Below are 23315 nucleotides of genomic sequence, written 5' to 3' on the forward strand. Positions count from 1 at the left end.
CTAGGGCGTGCCCGGCAGCCAGCCTGGTTCGGCCAGTTCGAAGGCGGCGAAATCGAAGCCCGGCGCCACCGTGCAGCCGACCAGGGTCCATTCGCCGAGGCTGCGTGCCGACTGCCACCAGCCTGCCGGCACGACGATCTGCGGCCGCTCGCCCGCGGCAAGCGCCGTACCGAGGACCTCCTCGATGACGGGACCGCCTTCTCGATGTATCGACAGCGCCAGCGGCGCGCCGTCATAGAAGTGCCAGACCTCGGCCGCGTCCCTGACCCGGTGCCAGGCCGACAATTGGTCCTTCTCCAGAAGGAAATAGATCGCCGTCGAATGGCCGCGGGCGCCTTCCGCCCCGTCGCGAAAGGTCTCGGCATACCAGCCGCCTTCCGGATGCGGCTTCAGGCCGAGCAGGGCGATGATTTCGGCGGAACTGGTCATGACCCTAGCTCCGGGCGCCGCTCAGAAATTGTCCTTGCGCTTGCGGATCTCGGCGAACACTTCGGCGTCTGAGGCCTTCTCCAGGCCGAGATGCCTGCGGATCGCCGGATCGTGCCAGCGCAGGAACGGATTGGTCGAAAGTTCCTCGCCGATCGTCGTCGGCAGCGTCGGCTTGCCGTCGGCGCGCAGCGCCTCGACTTTCGCGGCGCGCTCTTTCAGCGCCGAATTGGTCGGATCGATGGTCAGCGCGAAACGGGCATTGGCCAGCGTATACTCATGGCCGCAATAGACGACCGTCTCGGCCGGCAGCGCCGCGAGCTTCTTCAGGGATTCGTACATCACCGGCGGCTTGCATTCGAGCAGCCGCCCACAGCCGAGCGCAAACAGCGTGTCGGCGGCGAATGCCACTTTCGACGCCGGCAGGTGATAGGTGACATGGCCCGCCGTGTGGCCGGGCGTGGCGATAACCTCGATCCGCTCGTCGCCGAGGCGGAGGACCGAGCCTTGCTCGACGGTTTCGTCGATGCCGGGAATCTTTGCCTTTTCGGCTTCCGGCCCGACGATGCGCAGCTTGAATCGCTCCTTCAGCGCCAGATTGGCCTCGACGTGGTCGAGATGGTGGTGGGTGGTCAGGATCATCGTCGGCGTCCAGCCGGTGCGCTTGATCGCCGCCAGGATCGGCGCCTCCTCGGGTGCGTCGATGAGCGCCGTCTGGCCGCTTTTCGGATCATGCACCAGCACGCCGAAATTGTCGCTGCGGCACATGAATTGTTCGATCTCGACCGGCATCATATCTCTCCCTTTATTGCCGCAGACATAGGGCGCCTGCCAGCCGATGTCATCTGCCTTTGTTGAACTTGGACTGCTTCGAAGCTACCGTTCCGCGCATGCATTCAGACATTGTCGACCTCCGTTCCTTCTATTCGACCACGCTCGGCCGCCTGGCCGAACGCTCGATCACCATGGCGCTGTCCTCGATATGGGCCATCGTGCCCAACGAGCGGCTGGTCGGCCTCGGCTACACCTTGCCGTGGCTGGAGCGCTTCGGCAGCGATGCCGAGCGGGTCTTTGCCTTCATGCCGGCAACGCAGGGCGCGGTGGTCTGGCCGGCGACGGGGCCGACGGCGACCGCGCTTGTCTTCGACGAGGAACTGCCGCTGGTCGATTCCTGCATCGACCGCATGCTGCTCGTCCATTCGCTCGAACATGTCGAGAACCCGCGCGAGACGCTGAACGAGATCTGGCGGGTGCTGTCGCCGGCCGGCCGTGTCGTCATCGTCGTGCCCAACCGGCGCGGCGTCTGGGCGCGCTTCGAGCACACCCCTTTCGGCAATGGCCGGCCGTTCTCGCGCGGCCAGCTGACCGAATTGCTGCGCGAAGCGAATTTCACGCCGGCGGCGTGGTCCGATGCGCTGTTCTTCCCGCCGTCGCCGCGACGTTTCATGATGCAGTTCCACAATGTGCTGGAACGCGCCGGCCGGCGCTTCTGGCCGATCTTCTCCGGCGTCATCGTCGTCGAGGCGCAGAAGCGGCTCTATCAGGGCGTCCCGGTTGCGCAGCGCGCGTCCCGCCGCGTCTTCGTGCCGGTTCTCTCGCCGCATGGCGCGCCGACGCTCGGCCGGGCGTTGCGGGCTAAACACCCGGCGCCGCCAAGATGACGCGTTCGTGATCCGAGGCAGGCTTTTTCTCACCTATCTGTCGCGGACAGGTTGGCTGCCCGATTGAAGGCATACGCGGTCGATTCTATGACCGGGTTTCAGCACCGCTTCCGAATGCAAGGATCCACTCATGGCTGATCTTCCGGATGTCGAGGCCAGTGCCCAGAAGCTTGCCACGTCGATCGAAGCCAGCAGCCTGCGTGAGCAGCTGGCAACAATCAAATTGGCGCTGACCACCTCGCCAGTGCGAAGGCAATTGTTTTGGGCCGCGATCGGCATCGTCGCAGTCATCGTGGCGAGCTCGATCGGGCAGATTCTGCTCAATCGCTGGAACCAGCCTTTCTACGACGCGCTGGCGCGGCGCGACATGCCGGCTTTCCTGCATCAGCTTCTGGTCTTTGCCGGCATCGCCGGCGGGCTTGTGGTGCTCAATGTCGGCCAGACCTGGCTCGACCAGATGCTCCGCCTGAAGCTGCGCGAGGCGCTGACGCTCGACCTGATCGACGAATGGATGCGGCCGGCGCGTGCCTTCCGGCTGACCCATGCCGGCGCCATCGGCGTCAATCCCGACCAGCGCCTGCAGCAGGATGCCGGGCATCTCTCCGATCTTTCCACCGGCCTCGGCATCGGCCTGCTGCAGTCCTGCATCCTGCTTGCCTCCTTTGTTGGGGTTCTGTGGTCGCTGTCTTCCGGCTTCGTCTTCCACATAGGCGGCCATTCGCTGGCCATACCCGGCTACATGGTCTGGGCGGCGATCCTTTATGCTGGCACCGCTTCGTGGTTGAGCTGGCTGGTCGGGCGGCCGCTGATCCGCTTCAACAACGATCGCTATACGCGCGAAGCGGAGCTGCGCTCCTCGGTGGTTCGCGTGAACGAGAATGTCGATGCCATCGCGCTCGCGCATGGCGAGGCCGATGCCAGGCGCCGCCTCGAATTCGATCTTGGCATGGTGCTGGGCGCCATGCGGCGCATCTACAGCGCCCAGATCAATCTTTCCTGGGTTACCGACACCTATGGCTGGATCACTGTCGTCGCGCCGATCCTTGTCGCTTCACCGGTCTATTTCGCCGGCGATATCAGCTTTGGCGGCTTGATGATGGCAGTCGGCGCTTTCAACCAGGTCCATTCCTCGCTGCGTTGGTTCATCAACAATATCGGCGGCATCGCCGATTGGCGCGCCACGCTGATGCGGGTCGCCGACTTCCGCATCGCGCTCGGCGACACCGACGCGCTGCACAATACGGAAAGGCGTATCGCCTTCGGCGAAAATCCGGACGGCAGCCTCACCTTCGAGAAACTTGAGATTGCCTCGCCGGAGGGATGCACCAAGCTTGCCGAGCCGCATGTTGAAATCCGCGCCGGCGACCGCGTCATGATCACCGGAGATCCGGGCGCCGGCAAGACGCTGTTCTTCCGCGCCATTGCCGGTTTGTGGCCATGGGGCAGCGGCCGCATCGGCATGCCGGCCGGAGAAGCGCCGATCTTTGTTCCGCGTACGCCCTATTTCCCGCTCGGCAAGCTGCGCGAGGTGCTCAACCATTCAGACGGCGCGGCGGAGGCGAGCGATGCCGAGATTTCGGAGGTGCTGGCGGATGTCGGGCTGCAGCGCCTGTCGTCCTCGCTCGATCGCTCGGCGCGCTGGGAGCGTGAACTCAGCGACGACGAGCAGCGTCTGTTGGCCTTTGCCAGGCTCGCCTTGCGACGGCCGAAATGGGTGATCATCGACGAGGCGCTGGACGCGTTCGACGGCCCGACGCTGAGGCAAGTGCTGTCGATGCTGGAGAAGCGCCTTCCCGACGCCGCGATCCTCAATATCGGCCGCGGCCAGCACAATGCCCGCTTTTTCCGGCGGGCGTTGACCATCGTCAAGGATGCCGGCCAACCGCCACTCAAGCCCGCCCGTATCAGGGCAGGTGCCATCGAACCGCCCCCGGCTATCGCCTCGGCTGGCCGAAAGAAATAGAAGGCAAGCTTTATTTCGCCGCGATCGCGGCGAAAAACTGTCGCGATCGTTTCAGATGGGGACGTTCCGATCGGCCATGCTTGACGCTCTCGCCCTGCTCGCCTGCCTTGCCTGCACCCCGGCGGCACCTGCGGCCGCGCCCGCCAATGCAATTGCCGTCGATGTCGAACTGGTGCTGGCCGTCGACATCTCGCAGTCGATGGATGAAAGGGAGTTTGCCCTGCAGCGCGCCGGCTATGTCGCGGCGCTGCGCCACCCCGACTTCATCAACGCCGTGCGTGCCGGCACCTCCGGCCGCATCGCCATCGCCTATTTCGAATGGGCCGGCACGATCCGCGACGATGCGGTCATTGCCTGGCAGGTCGTCGACAGCAAGGAGAGCGCCAACGCTTTCGCCGACAAGATCGCGGCCCGCCCGTTCAGGAGCTTTCGCGGCACCTCGATTTCCGGTGCAGTGGCCTTCGGCGCCGAGCTTTTCAACGGCACGGCCTTCGCCGGCAAACGCCGCGTCATCGACGTCTCGGGCGACGGCCCAAACAACACCGGCTTGCCGGTCACAACGGCACGCGATGCGGCGCTGGCGAAGGGCATCGTCATCAACGGCCTGCCGATCCTGATCAGCCCGTCACCTACCTTCAGTCATCTCGACCGGTATTATGCCGAATGCGTTACCGGCGGGCCGGGCTCGTTCGTGCTGCCGATCTATGCTGCTTCCGAATTCGCCACCGCCACTCGCCGCAAACTGATCCTCGAGGTCAGCGGCATCGAGTATCCCAGGGAAGATCCGAGGACGATCCGCGTCGACGCACCGATCGACTGCCTGCAAGGCGAGCGCGACCGGCGGTTTTTCTCCGACCCGTATTTCCCGGAACTCGACCGGTAAGGCTTGCCAGGGGTAAGCTAGGCTGGTGGCAGGCCGAAGGCCGGGAACAGAGATGGCCCGAGCGGCCCTATGAAGATCGTGAAGGAAGCGATCCCGCCCTCGGCCGCGTCGAACACATGCAGGGAATGGGCCCGCCATTCAGGGCCATCGTGGCTGCGGGAATAAACCCCGACCGCCGGCTGGGCATTGGCGCGGGTGGCCAGCGTGCGCAAGCCGCCAAACCTCGGCCAAACGGTCTCGAAGAAACCGCGGATCGCTTCGCGGCCTTGATACCATTCGCGCCAGGGCGGCATGGTATAGATGGCGTCCTCACGCAGGAGCTCGATCAAGCTGTCGAGATTGGCGGCCTGCCAGGCCTGCATGTAGCGTTCGAGCAGCATGCCTTCTTCGGGGCTGGGCCGTGATCGGCTGGCCGGCCGTCCCTGAGGATAGCGCGCCGCCAGCGTTGCGCGGGCCCGCTGCAACGCGCTGTTGATCGAAGCCGTCGATCCGCCCAGCAAACGCGCCGCCTCGACAGCCGACCATCCGAGGACGTCGGCAAGCAGCAGCGCGGCGCGCTGTCTGGGCGGCAGATCCTGGATCGCGGCGACGAAGGCGATCTGGACGGCCTCGCGGCTCTCGTAACGAGCTTCCGGACCTGGCTCGCTGCCGGCAATGTCTGGAAGCTCCGCGTCGGGGTAGGGCTCCAGCCAGGCGATGTCGGCTACAGGCCCGCCCATGGCCGCCCCGTGGGAGGGCGGCCGTCCGGGTTCCCGGAGAATGCGACGCGCCCTCGACCTCGCCTTGATGGCGTTGAGGCAAGCGTTGGTCGCGATCATGTAGAGCCAACCGCGAACCGAACCCCGCCCGTCGAACTCCGATCTTGCGCGCCAGGCGCGAAGCAACGTGTCCTGGATGAGGTCGTCGGCCTCGTGCAGCGAACCCATCATGCGATAGCAATGCAGCTTGAGCTCGCGGCGATGCGCGGCCGTGACCTTCTCGAAGGCCAGCCGATCGAGAATCGGCTGGCGTGCTGGGTCCAGAGGTGGCTGAGCGTCTGTCATGGGACTTCCGGGTTAGGTTCGCATTACGCGCGCCTCAGGCGGCCGGTGCAAGGCCGCTCCCGCTCACCATGAAGGAACTGCCTTGCGGTTGGCCGGTGGCGAGCGCGACCACCGCCCGTCCGACATCGGCCGGCGTTTGCATGTCGGTCATGGCGGCGATGAAGTCCGCCGGCTGGATGCCCATATAGGCCGCGATGCTGTCGACGCCGGCCTTGCCGACGCCGGTCTCCGGCATGATGCGCATCGGCGCGAGCGCCATGAAGCGCAGGCGGAGGCCGAGCCGGTCGGCCTCCTTCTGGCTATGACCGGCCAGGAACATCTGCATGCGTTTTGCGCCGGCATAGCCGCCGGCGTTCGGTGGCCCGCCGGTCAAGGCCGCGCCGCTGGAGATCAGAACGATCCGGGTTCCCGGCTTGAGCGGACGCCGCAGAGCGGCCCGGCAAAACAGGAACGAGGCCTTGACGTCCGTGTCCCAGTTTGCGGAGAACGCCTTCCAGTTCTGTTCATGCACCGGCGCGGAAGGCGCCAGCGCACCTGCACAGATCACCAGCACGTCCGGCTCCAGCGCGGCGAAGACCTTATCGGGGGCGGAGTCCACCGTCGCATCGACCGCGAGCGTCTTCACACCCGAGACCTCCCAGGCAAATTGCGCCAGAGCCTGTTTTCCGCGGGCGACGGCCAGCACCGTCGCTTTCTCCTTGAGGGCGGCCTCCGCGATGGAGCGGCCAACACCACGGCTGCCTCCGACGACGACGACATTCTGACCTTGCAACGATCCCATGGATCACCTCTCTGTTCCCGGCCGCCGGACCATCCAGGCGCGCTCATCGATAAGGACAGCGCGGGCGAGGGGAAATCATCGGTGCCAGGCGGAAATATCTTTCAGTGACGGCAGCGGCGCGCCAGTTTTGTATTCAGTGTCATTACCTCGGGGGTAATCGACCTGTGCGCTACGTCTCGGCAAAACTGCTCCCATCAAGCCGATTGTTCGGCTTTCGACCACAAGGAGTTACGCCATGACCGCCTATGCCGTCGCCCATATGCGCCAGGTCACGCCAGGGCCGCAGATCATCGAGTACCTGCACAAGATCGATGCCACGCTGGAGCCGTTTGGCGGTCGCTTCATCGTGCATGGCAGCGAGGTGGAAGCCGTTGAAAACACCTGGCCGGGGCACCTCGTGATTATCGAGTTTCCCGACAGGCAGCAGGCGCGCGCATGGTACGACTCGCCCGCCTATCGGGAGATCTTGCCGCTGCGTACCGGCAATTCCCAGTCCGACGTGGTCTTCGTCGACGGCGTCCAGCACCCGCACAAGGCCACCGACGTTCTCGAATAAAGGGACGATCTGCTACGACTGGCTCTTATCGTTTCAGCAGGAACACCGCCTGCTGGCCGAAAAAATTCCAGAACCACCACGGCATCGAGAAGCCGATCCGCTGGCCGTTGGCGTCGAGCGCGGTTGCCTTTTCCACCGTCGCGCCAAGCTCGTCGCATAGATTGACGAAATCGCGAATGGTGCAGAAATGGATGTTGGGGGTGTCGTACCAATAATAGGGCAGGTCCTTGGTCACCGGCATGCGGCCGTTGAAGAGCAGCGAAAAGCGCACCCGCCAATGGCCGAAATTCGGGAAGGAGACGATGGCGCGGTTGCCGATCCGGAGCAGTTCGTCGAGCACCAGCTTCGGATTGCGGGTCGCCTGCAAGGTCTGCGACAAGACGACGAAGTCGAAACCCTTGTCGGGATAGAATTGGAGATCCTTGTCGGCATCGCCCTGGATGACCGACAGGCCCCGCGCCACGCATTCGTTGACGCCGCGCTGCGACAGTTCCAGCCCGCGGCCATCGACCTTCTTGGTCTCCTGCAGCAATTCGAGCAGCAGGCCGTCACCGGAACCGACGTCCAGCACCCGCGACTGCGGCGGGATGAGATCGGCGACGACTTCGAGGTCGACGCGCTGGGCGCGGTTGACGCTCATGCGTTCGGCTCCTGCCTGGCGCATGGTCCTGATCCGAACAGTCCGCAACCTTCCGAGGTCATGCGCCGAGCCCTCTCGCCCGCGCGGCCGAGGCGATGAAGCCTTTGATGGCGGCGAACAGTTCCGGCTCGTCGAGCAGGAAGGCGTCGTGGCCGCGGTCGGTCTCGATTTCGACGAACGATACCGAGGCGCCGGCCGCGTTCAGCGCGTGCACGACCGAGCGGCTCTCCTCGGTCGGGAACAGCCAGTCGCTGGTGAACGAAACCAGGCAGAAGCGCGTCTTGGTGCCGGCGAAGGCATCGGCCAGCCGGCCGCCATGGTCGGCGGCGAGATCGAAATAGTCCATCGCCCGGGTCATGTAGAGATAGGAGTTGGCATCGAAGCGATCGACGAAGGTCATGCCCTGATGGCGCAGATAGCTCTCGATCTGGAAGTCGGCATCGAAGCCGAAGGTCAGGGCTTCGCGGTCTTGCAGGTTGCGGCCGAACTTGCGGTGCAGCGCTGCTTCCGACAGATAGGTGATGTGGGCGGCCATGCGCGCCACCGCCAGCCCCTTTTCCGGCCGCTTGCCATGCTCGAAATATTTGCCGCCATGCCAGTCGGGGTCGGCCATCACCGCCTGCCTGCCGACCTCGTGGAAAGCGATGTTCTGCGAAGAATGGCGGGCGCCGGTGGCGATCGGCAGCGCCGAGAAGACGCGCTCCGGATAGCTGGAGGCCCATTGCAGCACCTGCATGCCGCCCATCGAGCCGCCAAGCACGCTGAACAGCTGTTCGATGCCGAAATGCTCGACCAGCTTCAGCTGCGCCCGCACCATGTCGCGGATGGTGATGATCGGCAGGTCGAGCCCGTAGGGCTTGGCGGTGGCGGGATTTGTCGAGGCGGGGCCGGTGGAGCCGAGACAGCCGCCGATGACGTTTGACGAGATTACGAAGAAACGGTCGGTGTCGATGATCTTGCCGGGGCCGATCAGCACTTCCCACCAGCCCGGCTTGCCGGTCACCGGATTGGTGTTGGCGACATGCTGGTCGCCGGTCAGCGCATGGCAGACGAGGATGGCGTTGGAGCGCGCGTCGTTGAGCGTGCCATAGGTCTGGTAGGCGATCTGGAACGGCGACAGCAGCGTGCCGGCGTCGAGCTTGAGCGGCTTGTCGGCGCCGAAACGCAACACCGGGCTCGACGGCTGGTCGGCCTCGTTGTTGGTTTTTCGAGCGCGCAAAGCGACCATCACATCTCCTTGCCCGGGCTTCAGCTGCCGCCAGTCTGGAGCAACAACCAGTCAGGGCAACAAAAAACCGGCCATGCCTTCGCAAAGCCGGTTACAGGATGCAAACGGCCCTTTAGCAAGTTGTTTAACGTGGCTGCAAGCCGACCGGCCAAATCACCACGGAACTGTAGCCGTTCTTCTATGACTCGCGCATGGCTTCGTCAACGGCAAGTTCTTGATCCCGAATTGCCGCCCCTCGACATTCCGGGCCACGGCTTGTATTTCCGCTGCGGCCTCCGGATGGAGGCATCCTCGACGGATTTCATGGAATGAGCCAGACACCGGATCAGATACGTCCAACGCCCCGCGCCGGCATCATGGACATCGAAGCCTATGTGCCCGGCAAGAGCGCGGCGTCTGAAGGTGTCGCCAAGGTCCATAAATTGTCGGCGAACGAGAACCCGCTCGGTCCTTCGCCAAAGGCGATAGAGGCCGCGCGCGCGGTCGCCGACAAGCTCGCGGTCTATCCCGACGGCAGCGCCAGGCGCCTGAGGGAAGCGATCGCCGAGGTGCACGGGCTCAACCCGGCGAACATCGTCTGCTCCAACGGCTCCGACGAGATTCTGGGCCTGCTGGCGCAGACCTACCTCGCACCCGGCGATGAAGCCATCATCACCGAACACGGCTTCATGGTCTACAAGATCTATATACAGTCGGCCGGTGCGGTCCCGGTAACGGTCAAGGAGACCCACGAACGCGCCGACATCGACGCGATCCTTGCCGCGGTGACGCCGCGCACCAGGATCATCTTCCTTGCCAATCCAAACAATCCAACCGGCACTTACGTGCCGTTCCAGGAGGTGCGCCGCCTGCATGCCGGCCTGCCGCGAAACGTGCTTCTGGTGCTGGATGCCGCTTACGCCGAATATGTCCGGCGCAACGACTATGAAGCCGGCGTCGAGTTGGTGGGCAGCGCGGAAAACGTGGTCATGACCCGCACTTTCTCCAAATTGGGCCTGGGCGGCGCGCGGATCGGCTGGATGTATGCGCCAATGCACGTCATCGACGCGATCAACCGCGTGCGGGGACCTTTCAATGTCAATGCGACGGCAATCGAGGCCGGCATCGCGGCGATCCGCGACCGCGCCCACATCGAACGCAGCGTAGCGCATAACGAGACCTGGCTGGCTTGGCTGAGCGAGCAATTGGAGGGGCTTGGGCTGCGGGTGACGCCGAGCGTCGGCAATTTCATCCTCATCCACTTTCCCGAGGACAAAAAGCATTCGGCGGAGGCGGCCGACGACTACCTCAGCCAGCGCGGCTACATATTGCGGCGCGTTTCCGGCTACGGTTTTCCCAACGCGCTGCGCATGAGCATCGGCACCGAAGAGGCCAACCGCGGCGTTGTCGCAGCACTCGCGACATTCCTGAAAAGCTAGAACACCATGACCTCACCGATGTTCGAAAAGATCGCGCTGGTCGGCATCGGCCTGATCGGCTCGTCGCTTGCCCGCGTCATCCGCCGCGAGGGACTGGCCGGCCAAGTCGCGATTTCGACGCGCAGCGAGGCGACGCTGGCGCGGGCGCGCGAACTTGGCCTTGGCGACACCTACACGACGGACGCGAAAGAGGCGGTTCGCGACGCCGATCTGGTCATCGTTTCGGTGCCGGTCGGCTCTTCGGGTACCGTCGCCGCGGAGATCGCACCGGCGCTGAAGAAGGGCGCCATCCTCACCGATGTCGGCTCGACCAAGGCGTCGGTCATCGCGCAGATGCAGCCGCATGTCCCTGATGGCGTGCACTTCATCCCCGGCCATCCTTTGGCCGGCACCGAAAAATCGGGACCGGATGCCGGTTTTGCCGAACTGTTCGAGAACCGCTGGTGCATCTTCACGCCGCTGCCCGGCACCGATCCCGCGGCACTGGAAAAGCTCTCGGAATTCTGGCGCCGCTGCGGCTCCAACATCGACACGATGGACCCGCAGCATCACGACATGACGCTGGCCATCGTTTCGCACCTGCCGCACATCATCGCCTACAACATCGTCGGTACCGCCGACGATCTGGAGTCGGTGACCAAGTCCGAGGTCATCAAATACTCGGCTTCCGGCTTTCGCGACTTCACCCGTCTCGCGGCGTCCGACCCGACCATGTGGCGCGACGTCTGCCTGCACAACAAGGACGCCATTCTCGAAATGCTGGCGCGGTTTTCCGAGGATCTGTCCTCGCTGCAGCGGGCGATCCGCTGGGGCGACGGCGAAAAGCTGTTCGACCTGTTCACCCGCACCCGCGCCGTCCGCCGCTCGATTATCGAGGCCGGCCAGGACATCGACGTACCGGATTTCGGCCGCCAGGCAGTCGAACACCCGCCGAAGGGATAAGCCGCGGCAGGCCGATCGCAGGCCAGACCGCCCTAGAACGGTTCATCGTTTCACGGAAACGCCGAGCCGCTCTATCTTTTTGTTTTGACGCAATTCCGGACGGAAAACCGTTCACACTTTTCCTGGAATTACTCTAAAGCGCGTCGCGTTCGACCGGCCTCATGTGACGCGCATTAGGTTCTTGTTTTGATGCATGTCGTTGTCGCAAAACCGCTGCACACTTTTGCGCGACATGCATTAGTCGAGCGGCTTGATCTTGCCGAGCGGGATGAAGCCGAGCGAGGCCTTGCCCCTCACGATCTTAAGCGGCATCGACGGCTGGTTGCCGAGCAGCGCCAGTCCGGCAAAGCCGGTTTGGATCTCTTTCTTCTGCTCGGGGATGGCGGTGGCGAGGATTGCCGCCACTGCCTTCGGATCAGTGAGCCTGATCGTCAGGTCGGCATTTAGGAGACCGTCGTCATCGACCGACAGCGGTCCGGAAACGGTGATGCGCGCAGTTCCGGACGACAGATCGAGCTCGTGGATTTCGGCCGCCTGGCCGCGCAGGCTCTTCGGATTTGCCTTGATCAGTGTCACGCCGTTCTTCAGCGTCACGTCGCCGCTGCCGTCGAGCGGCGGCAAGACGCGCCCGTCGATGGCCGCCGCGTCAATTTCGAGATCGGTGAAATTGCCGGCATAGTCGATGTCCGGGCCGTTTGGGCGCAATTGTCCGGTGGCGGCTCCGGCGCTGAACAGCGAGACTGGATCGGTGTCGTCTGCCGGATCGGTCTGGCCGGACAGGCCTTCTGCCTGCAGCGACAGCCGCCTCGGCAGCGGCCAGGACAGCTTCATGTCGGCCCGCAGATCATCCCAGTCGATCCACAGCGGGGTCATGCCGGGAACAGAGGTCCTGAGCGGCCCCCTGAGCTCGGCGGCAGGCGACAAAAGCCGGGTGATCTGCGTGGCGGCGTTGATTTTGCCTGTCGATGCCGCGACGTTGCGGCGGTCGTCCTCGTAAGCCAGACTGTCGCAGGAAAGGGTGAAGCTGAAGGGATAGCCCCTAACCGCGAGATTGGCGCACTCGGCCTTGATACCGTTGTCGTCGAGATCGGCGACCGCCTTGTCGGTCGCGCTCTCGACCAGGTCCGCCAGGTAGAACCAGCCCGCGCTGTAGATGCCGAACAGCACGAGAATGAATGCGGCAAGCCACAACAGGCGGCGACGTTGGCTGGGCGGCGGGCGCTCGTCACTTGACGTCATGCTGCGGCTTTCGTTAACGCGGGTGGCACGGGCGGGCTGTCGCTTGCGGCAACAACGGGTAGACGGACTGAAACACCACCGGTGGGGTGGTTCGTCACAATCAGGCTTGGCGATATGGGCGATTTTTGGGTTTTTGGCTACGGCTCACTGATCTGGCGGCCGGGATTCGCCCATGTCGAGACGCGGCGCGCCCGCCTGCATGGCTATCGCCGTTCGCTCTGCGTCTATTCTTTCGTGCATCGCGGCACGCGCGAACGGCCGGGCCTGGTGCTCGGCCTCGACCGCGGCGGCTCCTGCATCGGGCTGGCGTTCCGGGTTCCAGGCGAGCTGCGCAACGAGGTCATCACCTATCTGCGCGAGCGCGAACTGGTCACCAACGTCTATCTCGAACGTGTACTCAGCGTTCGCCTCGACAAGAGTGAAACGGATGGGGGCGAGACTGTCGAAGCCATCGCCTATGTCGTGGACCGCAGCCATGAGCAATATGCCGGTGCGCCCGACCCGGCCGAGGCGGCGGCCGTCGTTCGCGGCGCCGTCGGCCAGTCGGGCAGGAATGAGGATTACGTGTTCAGCACGCTGGAGCACCTCGAAGCACTGGGTATAAGCGATCACTGGCTGGAAGACGTGACGAGACGGATCGCGACGTAGCTTCGGTGTCGTGGCCTGGGCTACATCCTGAAAATCTGTTTTCCAAGATCGGCGCGATCCAGGCTGCCTGCCACGGCAAGCTTGAACTCGGTCAGCGCGTGGAGACCGCCGACAGGAACGTGGAAGCCCGGCTGACCGAAGATGTCGATGATCTCGCGTAGGACAGGCCGGTCGGCTTCGGCCGGCGGCGAAAAGAAATAGCGATAGATATTCGCCCTGATCTCGACACCACTCAGCAAGAGATCGAAATTGTGCAGTTCGAAGCGCTCGACACTCATGCCGCCATTGATCACCCTCTGTCCGCCAAGCGCCAGGGTGCGAATCAATTCGCCGCTGACAGGTCCGCCGACATTGTCGATAATCCCGTTCAATCCGGCGCCGCCGGTGATATCCATCACCGCTTCCCGGATACTTGGCTTCAAGTCCGAAAGGTCAAGAATGGCAGCGGCGCCAAGCGTTTTCAGGTCGAAGCTTTGGTGCGAGCGCCGCACAAGCGCGATGACGTTGATGCCGCGTCGTTGGGCGAACTGCATCACCATTGTCGAAATCGACGAATAGCCGGCCGTGACAGCCAGCCACTGGCCGGGCCGCACACGGGAATCCACCAGCAGATCCCACGCGGTAATGGGGTTCACCATCTGCCCGGCGCGTTCGACCGGATAGCCGGCAGGCAATGGGATCAGCCATTCGGCTGGAATGGCCGCGTACTCGGCCCAACTGCCATAATAGCTGAACGCGACAAGCGTGCCCGGTTCCAACGGGACGTTTGCGCCGACGGCCTCGACGATGCCGGCGCCATGATTTCCGGCGATCTGCTGGGGAAAATGCGGCTTCTTCGGTTCGGGATAGAGGTTCTGGATAAACAGGAAGTCGCCCGGATTGATCGAGGCCGAGACCATCCTGAGCAGCACATCGTCGTCGCCGATCCGCGGCATCGGCAGGTCATCCACATAGAGCACGTCGCGCGGCGAGCCGATTGCGTCAAATACAATTGCTTTCATGCCGGTCTCCATAACAAACGATCGGGGGCAAACAGTCTGGGCCCGGCCAGACCGTGCCGAGACTTGCGTCGGCGCCGCGGAACCTACGGTCGGCCGGCAAAAGTCAGAATTGGCAGATTTGACAATCTATGTGCTAAACTTGCCAGATCGTTTCTTCAGAGGCTGCTGGTTTGGATATCCCGGACGCGGCGCGGCGGGTCGCGGTTTTGTGAAGCGCCGGCGGGCTGGAAAGGAGGCTATGCGTTTGACGTCGCCGCGGCGCGACATAGGTTAGCCCGGTCGGCGGCTCCCACCCGCCCCAGCATGAATCACCATGGAGATCAGCCTTGCAGAAACGTCGTCTCGGTCGCACCGACCTATCCATCGCGCCATTGGTTCTGGGCGGCAATGTCTTCGGCTGGACCGCCGATGAGAAAACCTCCTTCGACCTGCTCGATCGCTTCGTCGACGCCGGCCTCAACGCCATCGACACGGCCGATTCCTATTCGCGCTGGATTGCCGGCCACCGGGGCGGCGAATCCGAAACCATGATCGGCAAATGGATGAAGAGCCGCGGCAACCGCGAAAAGGTTGTCGTCGTCACCAAGGTCGGCTCGGACATGGGACAGGGCAAGAGGGACCTGTCCGCCGCCTATATCGAAAAGGCCATCGACGCCTCGCTGAAGAGGCTGCAGGTCGATACCATCGATCTTTATCTGTCGCACTGGCCTGATCCGGCCACTCCCTATGAGGAAACGCTCGGCGCCTACCAGAGACTGCTCGATAAGGGCAAAATCCGCTCTACCGGCGCTTCCAACCTCGACGCCGCCCAGTTGCGCGCCGCACTCGACGTGGCAAGCCTGCGCGGCCTGCCGCGCTACGAGGTGCTGCAGCCGGAATACAATCTCTACGACCGCTCGTCCTTCGATGGTCCGCTGCGCGATCTGTGCACGGCCGAGGACATCGGCATCATCACCTATTTCAGCCTCGCCAAAGGATTTTTGAGCGGCAAGTATCGCAGCGAAGCCGACCTCGGCAAAAGCCCGCGCGGTGGCGGCGTGAAAGGCTATCTCAACACGCGCGGCATGCGCATTCTCTCAGCGCTCGATGCCGTTTCGGCCAGACATTCGGCCAAGCAGGCGGAAGTGGCGCTTGCCTGGGTAATGGCGCGGCCCGGCGTCACCGCTCCGATCGCCAGCGCGACGACGCTCGACCAGCTCGACAGCCTGGTGCGTGCCGCGTCGTTGCAGCTCAGCCCGGACGATATCGCCGAGCTCGACAAGGCCAGCGCATAGCCGCGCACGATCGTTCAAGACCGGCGCCGCTGCCTTGCCCTACCGTCCCTGCATCATCGCAGGATGCAGGGACGCCGCATGGCCGGACAAGTTCTTCTCGATCAGCAGCTATGGCAGCAATTGCTGGCGCTTGTGCTGGCGTCGGCCATCGTCATGGGCAGCCCGGGGCCGGCGACGATAAGTGTCACCGCGGTCGGCGCCGCGTTCGGCCTGCGCGATTCGCTCCGCTATGCCTCGGGGATCGTTGTCGGCACGGTCCTCGTGCTTTTGGTGGTGGCGACCGGCATCATGGCCGTTCTCGCCGCGTTGCCGAAGCTCGCAGCGCTGCTGGCGGTCGTCTCGGCAGCCTACATCCTCCACCTGGCGTTCAAGATAGCCACGGCGCCGCCACTGGCGGCACGCGTCGGTGGCGCGGCCCTTCCCACCTTCCTTGGCGGGTTCTTTCTGGGCGTTGCCAACCCGAAAGCCTATGTGGCGATTGCCGCCGTATTCGCCGGCGCGTCTTCCGGCGCCGCCGCCCGTCTTGCTATTTCAGCCAAGCTGGCGGTTCTCGCCTTGATGATCGTTGCCATTCATCTCTTGTGGCTTCTCGCCGGCGCGGCTTTTGCACGTTTGCTGCGCAAACCGCTGGCGTCGCGGATCATCAATCTGGTGTTTGCGGTGACGCTGATTGCAACAGCCGCCCTGGCTGCCCTGCCGTGAGCCATTCTGGCATCCGCGGCCGTTGCCTCAGCCTTTCAATTCAGGTTTCGCGTCCAGCTCACCAAGCCGTTTCACCGCCGTCGGCGGCATCGGCGGCGGGTTCGGCGACTGCGACGCTTCGACGAGGAGCTGGTCGCAGGCGGCCTCCGTCTTGCCGATCAGCCGTTGCATGAATTCGTCCTTGCCGAGGCCGGGCGGGATCGGTGGCAGGAAGCGCGCCTTGATCGTGCCGGGATAGCGCAGGAATTTGCGGCGCGGCCAATAGAGGCCGGCGACGTGAGCGACCGGCACCACCGGAATGCCAAGTTGCGCGTAGAGTTCGACGATGCCGTATTTGTAGACCGGTTCGTCGCCCGGCGCCCGGCGGGTGCCCTCGGGATAGATGATGAGCTGGCGCGGATTGCGCGCCAACTCCTGTTTGGTCGCGGCGATCACCATCTTCAATGCCTTCGAGCGGCTGCCGCGATCGACCGGAATCATCCGCATCTTCAAGATGTACCAACCGAAGAACGGGATCCAGGTCAGCTCCCGCTTCAATATGTAAACGGGATCGTCGAGATACGGCAGGAAAGCGATCGTGTCCCAGAAGGACTGGTGCTTCGGCGCCAGGATGAAGGAGCCTTCAGGCAGGTTTTCCTGGCCGGTGATCTCACTTCTGGTGCCGGCGATATTGTCGTAGAGCCACATGCTGGTGCGCGACCAGAATTTCGGCACGAACCAGGCGCGATGGCGCGGCGACAGGAAATAATACGGGGTCCAGAGGATCATCTGGACGATCAAATTGAGGTAGAAGGCGAGATTGAACGCCAGCGAGCGGAGATAGAGCATACAGCGATTGCCCGATGAGGAGGTGTGCGTTGGTTACACCAAGCGCCGGCAAAAAGGAAACGCTGCGAGGCGGGCGATCGGCCCGGTCTTGCGATGGGCCGTCTTCGTCACGTTTGCCACGCCGCCTGCAGCAGGCGGTGTCTCAGGCGCGGGGCGGCGAAGTCGAGGAATGCGCGCAGCTTTACCGGCAGCAGCCCCTGGCCGGCATGGACGAGGCTCACCGGCCATGGGTCAGGCTCAAACTCCTGCAGCACCGGGCGCAGCGTACCCGACCGGACTGCGGCGGCGATCTGGTAGGAAAGCAGCCTCGTCACGCCGACGCCGGCAATCGCCGCATCGATTGCTGCCTCAGCCGTGTTGACCCGTAACCTGGAGCGGACCGGCACGCTGAATTCAGCCTTGCCGGTGGCGAAGCTCCAACTGGCGGCGGTGAGCCCTTCGAAGGTGATTGCACTGTGTGCTGCAAGCTCTTGCGGCGTTTTCGGTGTGCCGTGCTCGGTGAGATAGGCCGGGCTCGCGCAAACGACGCGGCGGATCGAACCCAGGCGGGTGGCGATCAGGCTCGAATCGGCAAGCTCGCCGATGCGGATGGCGAGATCGATGTGCTCTTCGACCAACTGGGTTATCCGGTCGGCGAGTGTCAGCCGCACACTTACCTCAGGATAGACGGAGAGGAAGCCGGTGACGACCGGCAGCACATGCAGGCGGCCGAAGACGATCGGCGCAGTGACGATCAGTTCGCCGGTCGGGGCGCTGTATTCGCCGGCGGCAATTCGCTCGGCCTCGCCGACCTCATCGAGAATGCGACGACAGGCGGCGAGATAGGCGTGGCCTGCATCGGTCAGCGACAGCCGCCGCGCCGAGCGGTTCAACAGCCGTGTCTTCAGGTGCTTTTCCAGGTCCGAAACCTTGCGGCTGACCGTCGTCAGCGGAATGCCGAAGCGGCGCCCGGCAGCCGAGAGGCTGCCTGTCTCCGCTGCGGCAACGAAAAGCGACATGGACTGGAGGCGATCCATAGCTCTCCCGAAAATTGCCTTTCCGAAAAACGGAAGGATAGGTTGCAGATATGGCATCTGCATCTCGAAGATGGAAGGCCCTATTTCGTGAGTGAACAATGCAGCGCAACTCGGCGCGTAAGGAGGGTTTTCATGAACGCTCACACCAGCGATGTCGCCTTCACCCCGACGGTGAAGGCGATCCAGGCCCGCAAGGGCTCCCGCCAGGCCTATGCCCGTGTCGAGGAGCGTGGCGGCTGGCAGGCGGCAATCACGCCCGATCTCGCCGCCTTCATCGAGGCGCAGACCAGCGTCTTTCTGTCGACCGCCAATGCGGACGGGCAGCCCTACATCCAGCATCGCGGCGGGCCTGCTGGTTTCCTCAAGGTACTCGACCAGCGGATGATCGGCTTTGCCGATTTTGCCGGCAACAGGCAGTTCATCACCCAGGGCAATCTCAGCGACAACCCACAGGCTTTCCTGTTCCTTATCGATTATGCACACCGGCAGCGCATCAAGATCTGGGGCAAAGCGCGCGTCGTCGAGGGCGATGCCGAGCTGACGGCAACGCTGATGCCGCAAGACTACAAAGCGCGACCCGAGCAGGTCATCCTGTTTACGGTTGCGGCTTGGGATTCAAATTGCTCGCAGCACATCCCGCAGCGTTTCGAAGCGGCCGACGTGGCGGCGGCTCTGGCCGAACGCGACCGGCGTATAGAACGGCTCGAGCAGGAGATCGCGCGCTTGGGCTCGGGTGCAACAGCCAGGGAATAAAAACTGCCGGTGCCGTTCAGTTTCCGCCCGCGGCGTCGGCCAGCGTCACGCTGTCGGTTTGCTTCACCGGCATGATGCCGCGCGCCAGCGCTAGCAGGTATTTGTTGTATTCGGTGAACAGCACGCGTAGCGCTTCCGGCTTGGTCAGCCAGCCACCATTCCCGAGGTTGGTGTTGACCACTGGATAAGGCTCGAGCCTTGCGCCGTGTAGCAGCCGGCCCATTTCCAGCAGGCTGCGCGGCATGTGATAATTGTTGGTGACGAGGATCACGGTGCCGTAGGCGTGGTCTTCGACCCATTTGGCGCTTTCCTCGGCATTGCCGATCGTGTCGAGCGCGGCGCGGTCGATGTCGACGCAGCAGGAAAAGAGCCTCTTGTCGCCGCCGGTAGCGGCCTGAAGCTGGCGGCGGCTGGCGGAAGGATGAACGCCGCTGATCAGCAGCCGCTCGCCCTTGCCTGATGCAAGCAGCCCCATTGCGGCGTCGAGGCGCGACTGGCCGCCGGTCAGCACGATGATAGCGTCGGCTCTTGCCGGATTGGCGGGCGTCGTCAGACGGCTGACGGTATTGGCGAACCAGCCGAAGCCGGCGACAAACAACGCCACAATGGCGAGCAGAAGGAGAGCCGAGAGGCGCAAGGAGCGGGCAGCCAGCAGCCGCCCATGTTTGGCGAATTGATCCGGCTTGGCAAATTCATCAGGCCCGGCGAATTCATGCGGACGCGCAACCAGCACTGGCATGCACCCAGCGGTATCGGTCGAGTCCCGAACGTCCATCATGAAATGGTTAATCCCGAAATACGGCCTTTGGTAGGAAAAAAATGCAATTTTCGTGACGCTGCGTTTTCATCCGTGATCGATCTTTCCTTTAGCCGGCGTCCGGTTGGCGAATGTCGATGTCGCTGAGATAGGTAACCACGGTGAAATGGGAGGTTGCCGCCGTCAGCGCGCCGATTACCAGCACCATGACAGCGACCCCGAGATAACCCGCCGAGCCGATGGCGAAATTGCCGAACAGGGCGGTCGCCTGATCAGCCTGTGGCGTTGCCATGTTGCGTGACGACCACCAGGAGAAGACGATGAAGACCAGGATCGCCGCGGCGCCGCCTGCCGCGGCGCCCTTCATGCCGGTGACCAGAAAATGCCGGCGGAATTCGCGCGCGATGAAGCGCGCCTCGGCGCCGACAAAATGCAGCACCTCGATGATGTGGCCGTTGCCGGCCATGGCGCCGCGCGTTGCGAACACCACGGTCAGCACCGTCGCCGACAGCATCAGCGCCAGCACTGCAATACCGATCGTTACCGTGGTGCGGGCCATGGCAACCAGCCGGTCGACCCAGGTGCGATGATCGTCGAGCGAGGCACTCGGCAGCTTCGGCGTGATTGCCGCACGCAGTGCGGCAAAATCGGGCGGGTTGTTCTCGTCGATGGTGATGATGATCAAGCGCGGCACCGGCAGCTCATCGATGTTCAATCCCGAGCCCAGCCAAGGTTCGAGCAGCCGGGCCGTTGCTTCGCGGTCGACGATCCTGGCGCTTTTCACGCCAGGGAATTCGCCTGCGATCTGCGAGGCCAGCGCAAGTGCAGCCTCCATGTCGAGGCCGTCGACCGGCTTGATCTGGATGGTCGCCTCGCGCGAGATCTGGTTCTCCCAGACGGAGGCGGTGTCACGCACCAGCGTGACTGCGCCAAACGTAAGGCAGGACAGAAACGTCATGATGGCGATGACCAGCACCAGCGCCCGGCCGGCGATGTTCTGCGCCGGCACGATGGGCGCCAACTTGCGCTGGACGCGGGGCTTTGCCGCCGCGGCGTCCTGACCCTCGAAATGTTCGACGGAGAGCTCAGTCATAGATGTCCAGCCTTCCGCCGGCCAGGATCATTCGCCGTGCGTCGACCTGTTCCATCAGGCCGAGGTCGTGTGTGGCGATCACCACGGCGGTGCCCAGCCGGTTGAGCTCGATGAACAACCGCAGCAAGCGTCGTGCCAGCGGCGGGTCGACATTGCCGGTCGGCTCGTCGGCGAGCAGGATCTCGGGCTGCTCGATCAACGCCCGGGCGATCGCGGCGCGCTGCTTCTCGCCGCCAGACAGCACCGGCGGCAGCACATGCATGCGCTCGCCGAGGCCGACCCATTTCAGCAGCTCGGTGACGTCGGTGCGGTAGGTCGCCTCCTCGCGGCCACGCACGCGCAGCGGCAAGGCCACGTTCTCGTACGTGGTCATATGGTCGAGCAGGCGAAAATCCTGGAACACCACGCCGATGCGCCGTCTCAGATGCGGCAATTCGGTGCGCGAGATGCGCGAGCGGTCCTTGCCGAAAATGGTGATCAGGCCGCGCGTCGGCTTCAGCGACATGAACAAAAGCCGCAGCAACGTCGTCTTGCCGGCGCCTGAAGGTCCGCTCAAGAACTGAAAGGAGCGCTCCGGAATGTGCAAGGAGATGTCGCGGAGAATCTCCGGACCCATGCCATAGCGGAGGCCGACATTTTCGAAGCGGATCACTTTCGACGACCTGAAATTCTCGGCGGCAAGATGCCAGCCCCTTCTGTGGAAAGACCATCGGCCGGCATGGTTAACCGACGGTTAATTTGGGGGCTTTTCGAGCGAGTCACAGGGGTTCCGGTGGGGAAGCGTTAACCATTTCCGTTTACCCAAAAGAAACGAACAGCGAACAGGTGCCGTAGTGTTGGGCCATGATGGCTGAGGATCGAACCGCGCGCCCGGTTTCCGGCGAAATCATGACCGATCCGGCCGCCGAGCCGGAACGCATCATGCATGACGTGACCGCCGACGTCATCGATGCCGACTATCAGGTGCTGCCGCGCCATTTTACACGTCCAGACTTTGCGTCGCCGCCTGCGCGCATGATTTCTACGCCTTCGATCGAAGGCATGGACATGTTGCGCAAGCCCGAAACCGCCGTCGAACGGCCGTTGTGGGTGCATGGTGGGCCGATCTTCTGGATTTTCGGCGTCGGTGCCGCCTTTGCCGCCTTCTGGATTTCGGGCGGCCATGCGTTGGTTCGTTAGAGCGGCGCCAGAAAGTCGACAGGTCACCAGATAAACGATTCGCGACGCGCTGGGGACATCCGACCGTTCGCGGGCGTCCTGCGAAAGATTGGCCTTGCCAGCCGGCTCGACATGCCTAGAAACGGGTTGAAGACCGTTTTCGGTCGGCTTCGCCTGCAAGGCGATCATTTCTGGAAGGGGCAGCCAATGCCAGTTGTGCGCGGCAAGGACATCGAAGTCCTGTTTTCGGCGTCCGCCATCGCGCGGCGGAACCTGGAACTTGCCAAGGAGATCGCCGGGCACGACTACCACGACCTTCTGGTAATCTCGGTGCTGAAGGGATCGTTCATCTTCGCCGCCGATCTTATCCGTGCCATGCACGATGTCGGCCTGTCGCCGGAGGTCGAGTTCATCTTCATCTCCAGCTATGGCGCCGGGACGACCAGCGGTGAGGTGAGGGTGCTGCGCGACATCGACAACGAGGTCGCGGGCCGCGATGTGCTTCTCATCGACGACATTCTGGAATCCGGCAAGACGCTGAGCTTCACTCGCGACCTCATGCTGTCGCGCGGCGCGAGGAGCTGTGCAATCGCCGTGCTGCTCGACAAGCGCATGCGCCGCCAGACCACGCTCAACGCCGATCATGTCGGCTTCGACTGCCCCGATTATTTCGTCGTCGGTTATGGCATGGACGTCGCCCACGCGTTTCGCGAATTGCCGTTCGTCGGCATCGTCAAGGGCGACGCCTAAAAGCGCGTCGCGTTCGACCGGCCTCATGCGACGCGCTTTAAGTTCTTGTTTGATGCATGTCGTTATCGCGCAAAACCGCTGCGCACTTTTGCGCGACATGCATTGGTTGGGTTGTCGCCGCTCGCGGTTCAGGAAACATCAACTTTTCCTCGCCAAATATCCTGCACATGGCAAAGCTCCTGATCGTCGAGGACGATGAATCCGTCCGCACCCTCGCCGCCCGTGCGCTCGAACGCGCCGGGCATAATGTCGCTGTTGCCGCCGACGGCGCACACGGTCTTTCTCTGATCGGGGCGGCGCAGGGGGGCTACGACCTTGTGCTGTCCGACATCCGCATGCCGGAAATGGACGGCATCGAGATGGCCAAGGCGGCAGCGGCGCTGTTCCCGGCGATGAAGATCATGCTGATGACAGGCTATGCCGACCAGCGCGAGCGCGCCGAGGAATTGGACGGCATTATTCTCGACGTCGTGCAGAAACCGTTCACGCTGGCTGAAATCCGCGCCCGCGTCGAACAGGCGCTCGCCTGCTTCGCCTAAAGCCCAAGGCCGACCG

General features: G+C 63.6%; 26 protein-coding genes and 1 riboswitch. Of the genes, 13 read left to right on the plus strand and 13 right to left on the minus strand.

Annotation, left to right across the window (positions count from 1 at the left end; genetic code table 11):
* Together NKH23_RS23670 and gloB are read right to left on the minus strand one after the other, a co-directional pair.
* Positions 1-429, minus strand: a complete 429-nt coding sequence (locus tag NKH23_RS23670) for a cupin domain-containing protein (RefSeq protein ID WP_352910310.1) — start codon at positions 427-429, stop codon at positions 1-3.
* A gap of 21 nt (positions 430-450) precedes the next feature.
* Complete coding sequence (gloB, locus tag NKH23_RS23675; RefSeq protein WP_352979352.1) at positions 451-1218, minus strand: hydroxyacylglutathione hydrolase; 768 nt, start codon at positions 1216-1218, stop codon at positions 451-453.
* A 98-nt stretch (positions 1219-1316) separates the two neighbouring features.
* On the opposite strand from gloB, the gene NKH23_RS23680 reads away from it, so the two are divergent.
* The 3 genes from NKH23_RS23680 (at position 1317) to NKH23_RS23690 (ending at position 4933) form a co-directional block, all read left to right on the plus strand.
* Entirely contained in the window at positions 1317-2087 is a 771-nt protein-coding gene (locus NKH23_RS23680; RefSeq protein WP_352910313.1) for a class I SAM-dependent methyltransferase, read from the plus strand.
* Between the two features lie 130 nt (positions 2088-2217).
* On the plus strand, positions 2218-4050 hold the full coding sequence (locus tag NKH23_RS23685; protein WP_352714210.1) for an ABC transporter ATP-binding protein/permease: 1833 nt from the start codon (positions 2218-2220) through the stop codon (positions 4048-4050).
* A gap of 76 nt (positions 4051-4126) precedes the next feature.
* Complete coding sequence (locus NKH23_RS23690) at positions 4127-4933, plus strand: DUF1194 domain-containing protein (RefSeq protein ID WP_352714209.1); 807 nt, start codon at positions 4127-4129, stop codon at positions 4931-4933.
* A 17-nt stretch (positions 4934-4950) separates the two neighbouring features.
* Here NKH23_RS23690 and NKH23_RS23695 read toward each other — a convergent pair whose 3' ends face one another.
* On the minus strand, positions 4951-5976 hold the full coding sequence (locus tag NKH23_RS23695; protein ID WP_353035463.1) for an RNA polymerase subunit sigma-70: 1026 nt from the start codon (positions 5974-5976) through the stop codon (positions 4951-4953).
* 34 nt (positions 5977-6010) lie between these two features.
* The gene (locus NKH23_RS23700) at positions 6011-6757 is read right to left on the minus strand and encodes an SDR family NAD(P)-dependent oxidoreductase (protein WP_352910319.1); all 747 of its coding nucleotides are present in this window, start codon (positions 6755-6757) and stop codon (positions 6011-6013) included.
* A gap of 235 nt (positions 6758-6992) precedes the next feature.
* On the opposite strand from NKH23_RS23700, the gene NKH23_RS23705 reads away from it, so the two are divergent.
* Positions 6993-7313, plus strand: coding sequence for a DUF1330 domain-containing protein (locus NKH23_RS23705; RefSeq protein ID WP_352910322.1), 321 nt, complete (start codon positions 6993-6995; stop codon positions 7311-7313).
* Between the two features lie 25 nt (positions 7314-7338).
* Here NKH23_RS23705 and metW read toward each other — a convergent pair whose 3' ends face one another.
* Together metW and metX are read right to left on the minus strand one after the other, a co-directional pair.
* On the minus strand, positions 7339-7953 hold the full coding sequence (metW, locus tag NKH23_RS23710; protein ID WP_352910325.1) for a methionine biosynthesis protein MetW: 615 nt from the start codon (positions 7951-7953) through the stop codon (positions 7339-7341).
* 58 nt (positions 7954-8011) lie between these two features.
* Positions 8012-9181, minus strand: a complete 1170-nt coding sequence (gene metX, locus NKH23_RS23715; protein ID WP_352714202.1) for a homoserine O-acetyltransferase MetX — start codon at positions 9179-9181, stop codon at positions 8012-8014.
* Positions 9182-9273: 92 nt separating this feature from the next.
* Positions 9274-9351, minus strand: a riboswitch (SAM riboswitch).
* Between the two features lie 138 nt (positions 9352-9489).
* Between metX and hisC the strand changes: the two genes are divergently transcribed.
* Both hisC and NKH23_RS23725 read left to right on the plus strand, forming a co-directional pair.
* On the plus strand, positions 9490-10599 hold the full coding sequence (hisC, locus tag NKH23_RS23720) for a histidinol-phosphate transaminase (protein WP_352714201.1): 1110 nt from the start codon (positions 9490-9492) through the stop codon (positions 10597-10599).
* Between the two features lie 6 nt (positions 10600-10605).
* On the plus strand, positions 10606-11541 hold the full coding sequence (locus NKH23_RS23725) for a prephenate/arogenate dehydrogenase family protein (RefSeq protein WP_352910327.1): 936 nt from the start codon (positions 10606-10608) through the stop codon (positions 11539-11541).
* Between the two features lie 237 nt (positions 11542-11778).
* Here the strand turns inward: NKH23_RS23725 and NKH23_RS23730 are convergent, their stop codons facing one another.
* Positions 11779-12780, minus strand: a complete 1002-nt coding sequence (locus NKH23_RS23730; RefSeq protein WP_352910328.1) for a DUF2125 domain-containing protein — start codon at positions 12778-12780, stop codon at positions 11779-11781.
* A gap of 114 nt (positions 12781-12894) precedes the next feature.
* Between NKH23_RS23730 and NKH23_RS23735 the strand changes: the two genes are divergently transcribed.
* Positions 12895-13428 carry a gamma-glutamylcyclotransferase gene (locus NKH23_RS23735; protein WP_352910330.1) on the plus strand — a complete coding sequence of 178 codons (534 nt, stop codon included), beginning with the start codon at positions 12895-12897 and terminating at the stop codon, positions 13426-13428.
* Positions 13429-13448: 20 nt separating this feature from the next.
* On the opposite strand, the gene NKH23_RS23740 is transcribed toward NKH23_RS23735, so the two are convergent.
* Positions 13449-14429 carry a quinone oxidoreductase family protein gene (locus tag NKH23_RS23740; RefSeq protein ID WP_353035466.1) on the minus strand — a complete coding sequence of 327 codons (981 nt, stop codon included), beginning with the start codon at positions 14427-14429 and terminating at the stop codon, positions 13449-13451.
* Positions 14430-14755: 326 nt separating this feature from the next.
* On the opposite strand from NKH23_RS23740, the gene NKH23_RS23745 reads away from it, so the two are divergent.
* Positions 14756-15703 carry an aldo/keto reductase gene (locus NKH23_RS23745; protein WP_353035468.1) on the plus strand — a complete coding sequence of 316 codons (948 nt, stop codon included), beginning with the start codon at positions 14756-14758 and terminating at the stop codon, positions 15701-15703.
* Between the two features lie 78 nt (positions 15704-15781).
* Complete coding sequence (locus NKH23_RS23750; RefSeq protein ID WP_352910335.1) at positions 15782-16405, plus strand: LysE family transporter; 624 nt, start codon at positions 15782-15784, stop codon at positions 16403-16405.
* 27 nt (positions 16406-16432) lie between these two features.
* Here NKH23_RS23750 and NKH23_RS23755 read toward each other — a convergent pair whose 3' ends face one another.
* A complete protein-coding gene (locus NKH23_RS23755) occupies positions 16433-17233 on the minus strand; it encodes a lysophospholipid acyltransferase family protein (RefSeq protein ID WP_352910337.1) in 801 nt (266 codons plus the stop codon).
* Between the two features lie 107 nt (positions 17234-17340).
* Entirely contained in the window at positions 17341-18249 is a 909-nt protein-coding gene (locus tag NKH23_RS23760) for a LysR family transcriptional regulator (protein ID WP_353035471.1), read from the minus strand.
* 132 nt (positions 18250-18381) lie between these two features.
* Between NKH23_RS23760 and NKH23_RS23765 the strand changes: the two genes are divergently transcribed.
* Positions 18382-19002, plus strand: coding sequence for a pyridoxamine 5'-phosphate oxidase family protein (locus NKH23_RS23765; RefSeq protein ID WP_352910342.1), 621 nt, complete (start codon positions 18382-18384; stop codon positions 19000-19002).
* Positions 19003-19018: 16 nt separating this feature from the next.
* Here the strand turns inward: NKH23_RS23765 and NKH23_RS23770 are convergent, their stop codons facing one another.
* From NKH23_RS23770 to ftsE, 3 genes are all read right to left on the minus strand, one after another.
* Complete coding sequence (locus tag NKH23_RS23770; RefSeq protein WP_352910345.1) at positions 19019-19780, minus strand: YdcF family protein; 762 nt, start codon at positions 19778-19780, stop codon at positions 19019-19021.
* Between the two features lie 88 nt (positions 19781-19868).
* The gene (locus NKH23_RS23775) at positions 19869-20852 is read right to left on the minus strand and encodes a cell division protein FtsX (protein ID WP_352910348.1); all 984 of its coding nucleotides are present in this window, start codon (positions 20850-20852) and stop codon (positions 19869-19871) included.
* Positions 20845-21504 carry a cell division ATP-binding protein FtsE gene (gene ftsE, locus NKH23_RS23780; RefSeq protein WP_023677923.1) on the minus strand — a complete coding sequence of 220 codons (660 nt, stop codon included), beginning with the start codon at positions 21502-21504 and terminating at the stop codon, positions 20845-20847. The genes NKH23_RS23775 and ftsE overlap by 8 nt, the downstream gene beginning before the upstream one ends.
* A 236-nt stretch (positions 21505-21740) precedes the next feature.
* Here ftsE and NKH23_RS23785 point away from each other — a divergent pair, with 236 nt between their 5' ends.
* The 3 genes from NKH23_RS23785 (at position 21741) to NKH23_RS23795 (ending at position 23299) form a co-directional block, all read left to right on the plus strand.
* Complete coding sequence (locus NKH23_RS23785; protein ID WP_352910353.1) at positions 21741-22031, plus strand: hypothetical protein; 291 nt, start codon at positions 21741-21743, stop codon at positions 22029-22031.
* A gap of 186 nt (positions 22032-22217) precedes the next feature.
* Complete coding sequence (gene hpt / locus NKH23_RS23790; RefSeq protein ID WP_352910354.1) at positions 22218-22760, plus strand: hypoxanthine phosphoribosyltransferase; 543 nt, start codon at positions 22218-22220, stop codon at positions 22758-22760.
* 167 nt (positions 22761-22927) lie between these two features.
* Entirely contained in the window at positions 22928-23299 is a 372-nt protein-coding gene (locus NKH23_RS23795) for a response regulator (RefSeq protein WP_352910356.1), read from the plus strand.
* Positions 23300-23315 lie beyond the last annotated feature (16 nt).

Source organism: Mesorhizobium sp. M1328 (assembly GCF_040318075.1).
Classification (GTDB): Bacteria; Pseudomonadota; Alphaproteobacteria; order Rhizobiales; family Rhizobiaceae; genus Mesorhizobium.

What these genes read in the sequence shown, in the direction of transcription:
- NKH23_RS23670 (WP_352910310.1), bottom strand. Translation starts at nt 429, where the DNA reads ATGACCAGTTCCGCCGAAATCATCGCCCTGCTCGGCCTGAAGCCGCAT.
- gloB (WP_352979352.1), bottom strand. Translation starts at nt 1,218, where the DNA reads ATGCCGGTCGAGATCGAACAATTCATGTGCCGCAGCGACAATTTCGGC.
- NKH23_RS23680 (WP_352910313.1), top strand. Translation starts at nt 1,317, where the DNA reads ATGCATTCAGACATTGTCGACCTCCGTTCCTTCTATTCGACCACGCTC.
- NKH23_RS23685 (WP_352714210.1), top strand. Translation starts at nt 2,218, where the DNA reads ATGGCTGATCTTCCGGATGTCGAGGCCAGTGCCCAGAAGCTTGCCACG.
- NKH23_RS23690 (WP_352714209.1), top strand. Translation starts at nt 4,127, where the DNA reads ATGCTTGACGCTCTCGCCCTGCTCGCCTGCCTTGCCTGCACCCCGGCG.
- NKH23_RS23695 (WP_353035463.1), bottom strand. Translation starts at nt 5,976, where the DNA reads ATGACAGACGCTCAGCCACCTCTGGACCCAGCACGCCAGCCGATTCTC.
- NKH23_RS23700 (WP_352910319.1), bottom strand. Translation starts at nt 6,757, where the DNA reads ATGGGATCGTTGCAAGGTCAGAATGTCGTCGTCGTCGGAGGCAGCCGT.
- NKH23_RS23705 (WP_352910322.1), top strand. Translation starts at nt 6,993, where the DNA reads ATGACCGCCTATGCCGTCGCCCATATGCGCCAGGTCACGCCAGGGCCG.
- metW (WP_352910325.1), bottom strand. Translation starts at nt 7,953, where the DNA reads ATGAGCGTCAACCGCGCCCAGCGCGTCGACCTCGAAGTCGTCGCCGAT.
- metX (WP_352714202.1), bottom strand. Translation starts at nt 9,181, where the DNA reads ATGGTCGCTTTGCGCGCTCGAAAAACCAACAACGAGGCCGACCAGCCG.
- hisC (WP_352714201.1), top strand. Translation starts at nt 9,490, where the DNA reads ATGAGCCAGACACCGGATCAGATACGTCCAACGCCCCGCGCCGGCATC.
- NKH23_RS23725 (WP_352910327.1), top strand. Translation starts at nt 10,606, where the DNA reads ATGACCTCACCGATGTTCGAAAAGATCGCGCTGGTCGGCATCGGCCTG.
- NKH23_RS23730 (WP_352910328.1), bottom strand. Translation starts at nt 12,780, where the DNA reads ATGACGTCAAGTGACGAGCGCCCGCCGCCCAGCCAACGTCGCCGCCTG.
- NKH23_RS23735 (WP_352910330.1), top strand. Translation starts at nt 12,895, where the DNA reads ATGGGCGATTTTTGGGTTTTTGGCTACGGCTCACTGATCTGGCGGCCG.
- NKH23_RS23740 (WP_353035466.1), bottom strand. Translation starts at nt 14,429, where the DNA reads ATGAAAGCAATTGTATTTGACGCAATCGGCTCGCCGCGCGACGTGCTC.
- NKH23_RS23750 (WP_352910335.1), top strand. Translation starts at nt 15,782, where the DNA reads ATGGCCGGACAAGTTCTTCTCGATCAGCAGCTATGGCAGCAATTGCTG.
- NKH23_RS23755 (WP_352910337.1), bottom strand. Translation starts at nt 17,233, where the DNA reads ATGCTCTATCTCCGCTCGCTGGCGTTCAATCTCGCCTTCTACCTCAAT.
- NKH23_RS23760 (WP_353035471.1), bottom strand. Translation starts at nt 18,249, where the DNA reads ATGGATCGCCTCCAGTCCATGTCGCTTTTCGTTGCCGCAGCGGAGACA.
- NKH23_RS23765 (WP_352910342.1), top strand. Translation starts at nt 18,382, where the DNA reads ATGAACGCTCACACCAGCGATGTCGCCTTCACCCCGACGGTGAAGGCG.
- NKH23_RS23770 (WP_352910345.1), bottom strand. Translation starts at nt 19,780, where the DNA reads ATGATGGACGTTCGGGACTCGACCGATACCGCTGGGTGCATGCCAGTG.
- NKH23_RS23775 (WP_352910348.1), bottom strand. Translation starts at nt 20,852, where the DNA reads ATGACTGAGCTCTCCGTCGAACATTTCGAGGGTCAGGACGCCGCGGCG.
- NKH23_RS23785 (WP_352910353.1), top strand. Translation starts at nt 21,741, where the DNA reads ATGACCGATCCGGCCGCCGAGCCGGAACGCATCATGCATGACGTGACC.
- hpt (WP_352910354.1), top strand. Translation starts at nt 22,218, where the DNA reads ATGCCAGTTGTGCGCGGCAAGGACATCGAAGTCCTGTTTTCGGCGTCC.
- NKH23_RS23795 (WP_352910356.1), top strand. Translation starts at nt 22,928, where the DNA reads ATGGCAAAGCTCCTGATCGTCGAGGACGATGAATCCGTCCGCACCCTC.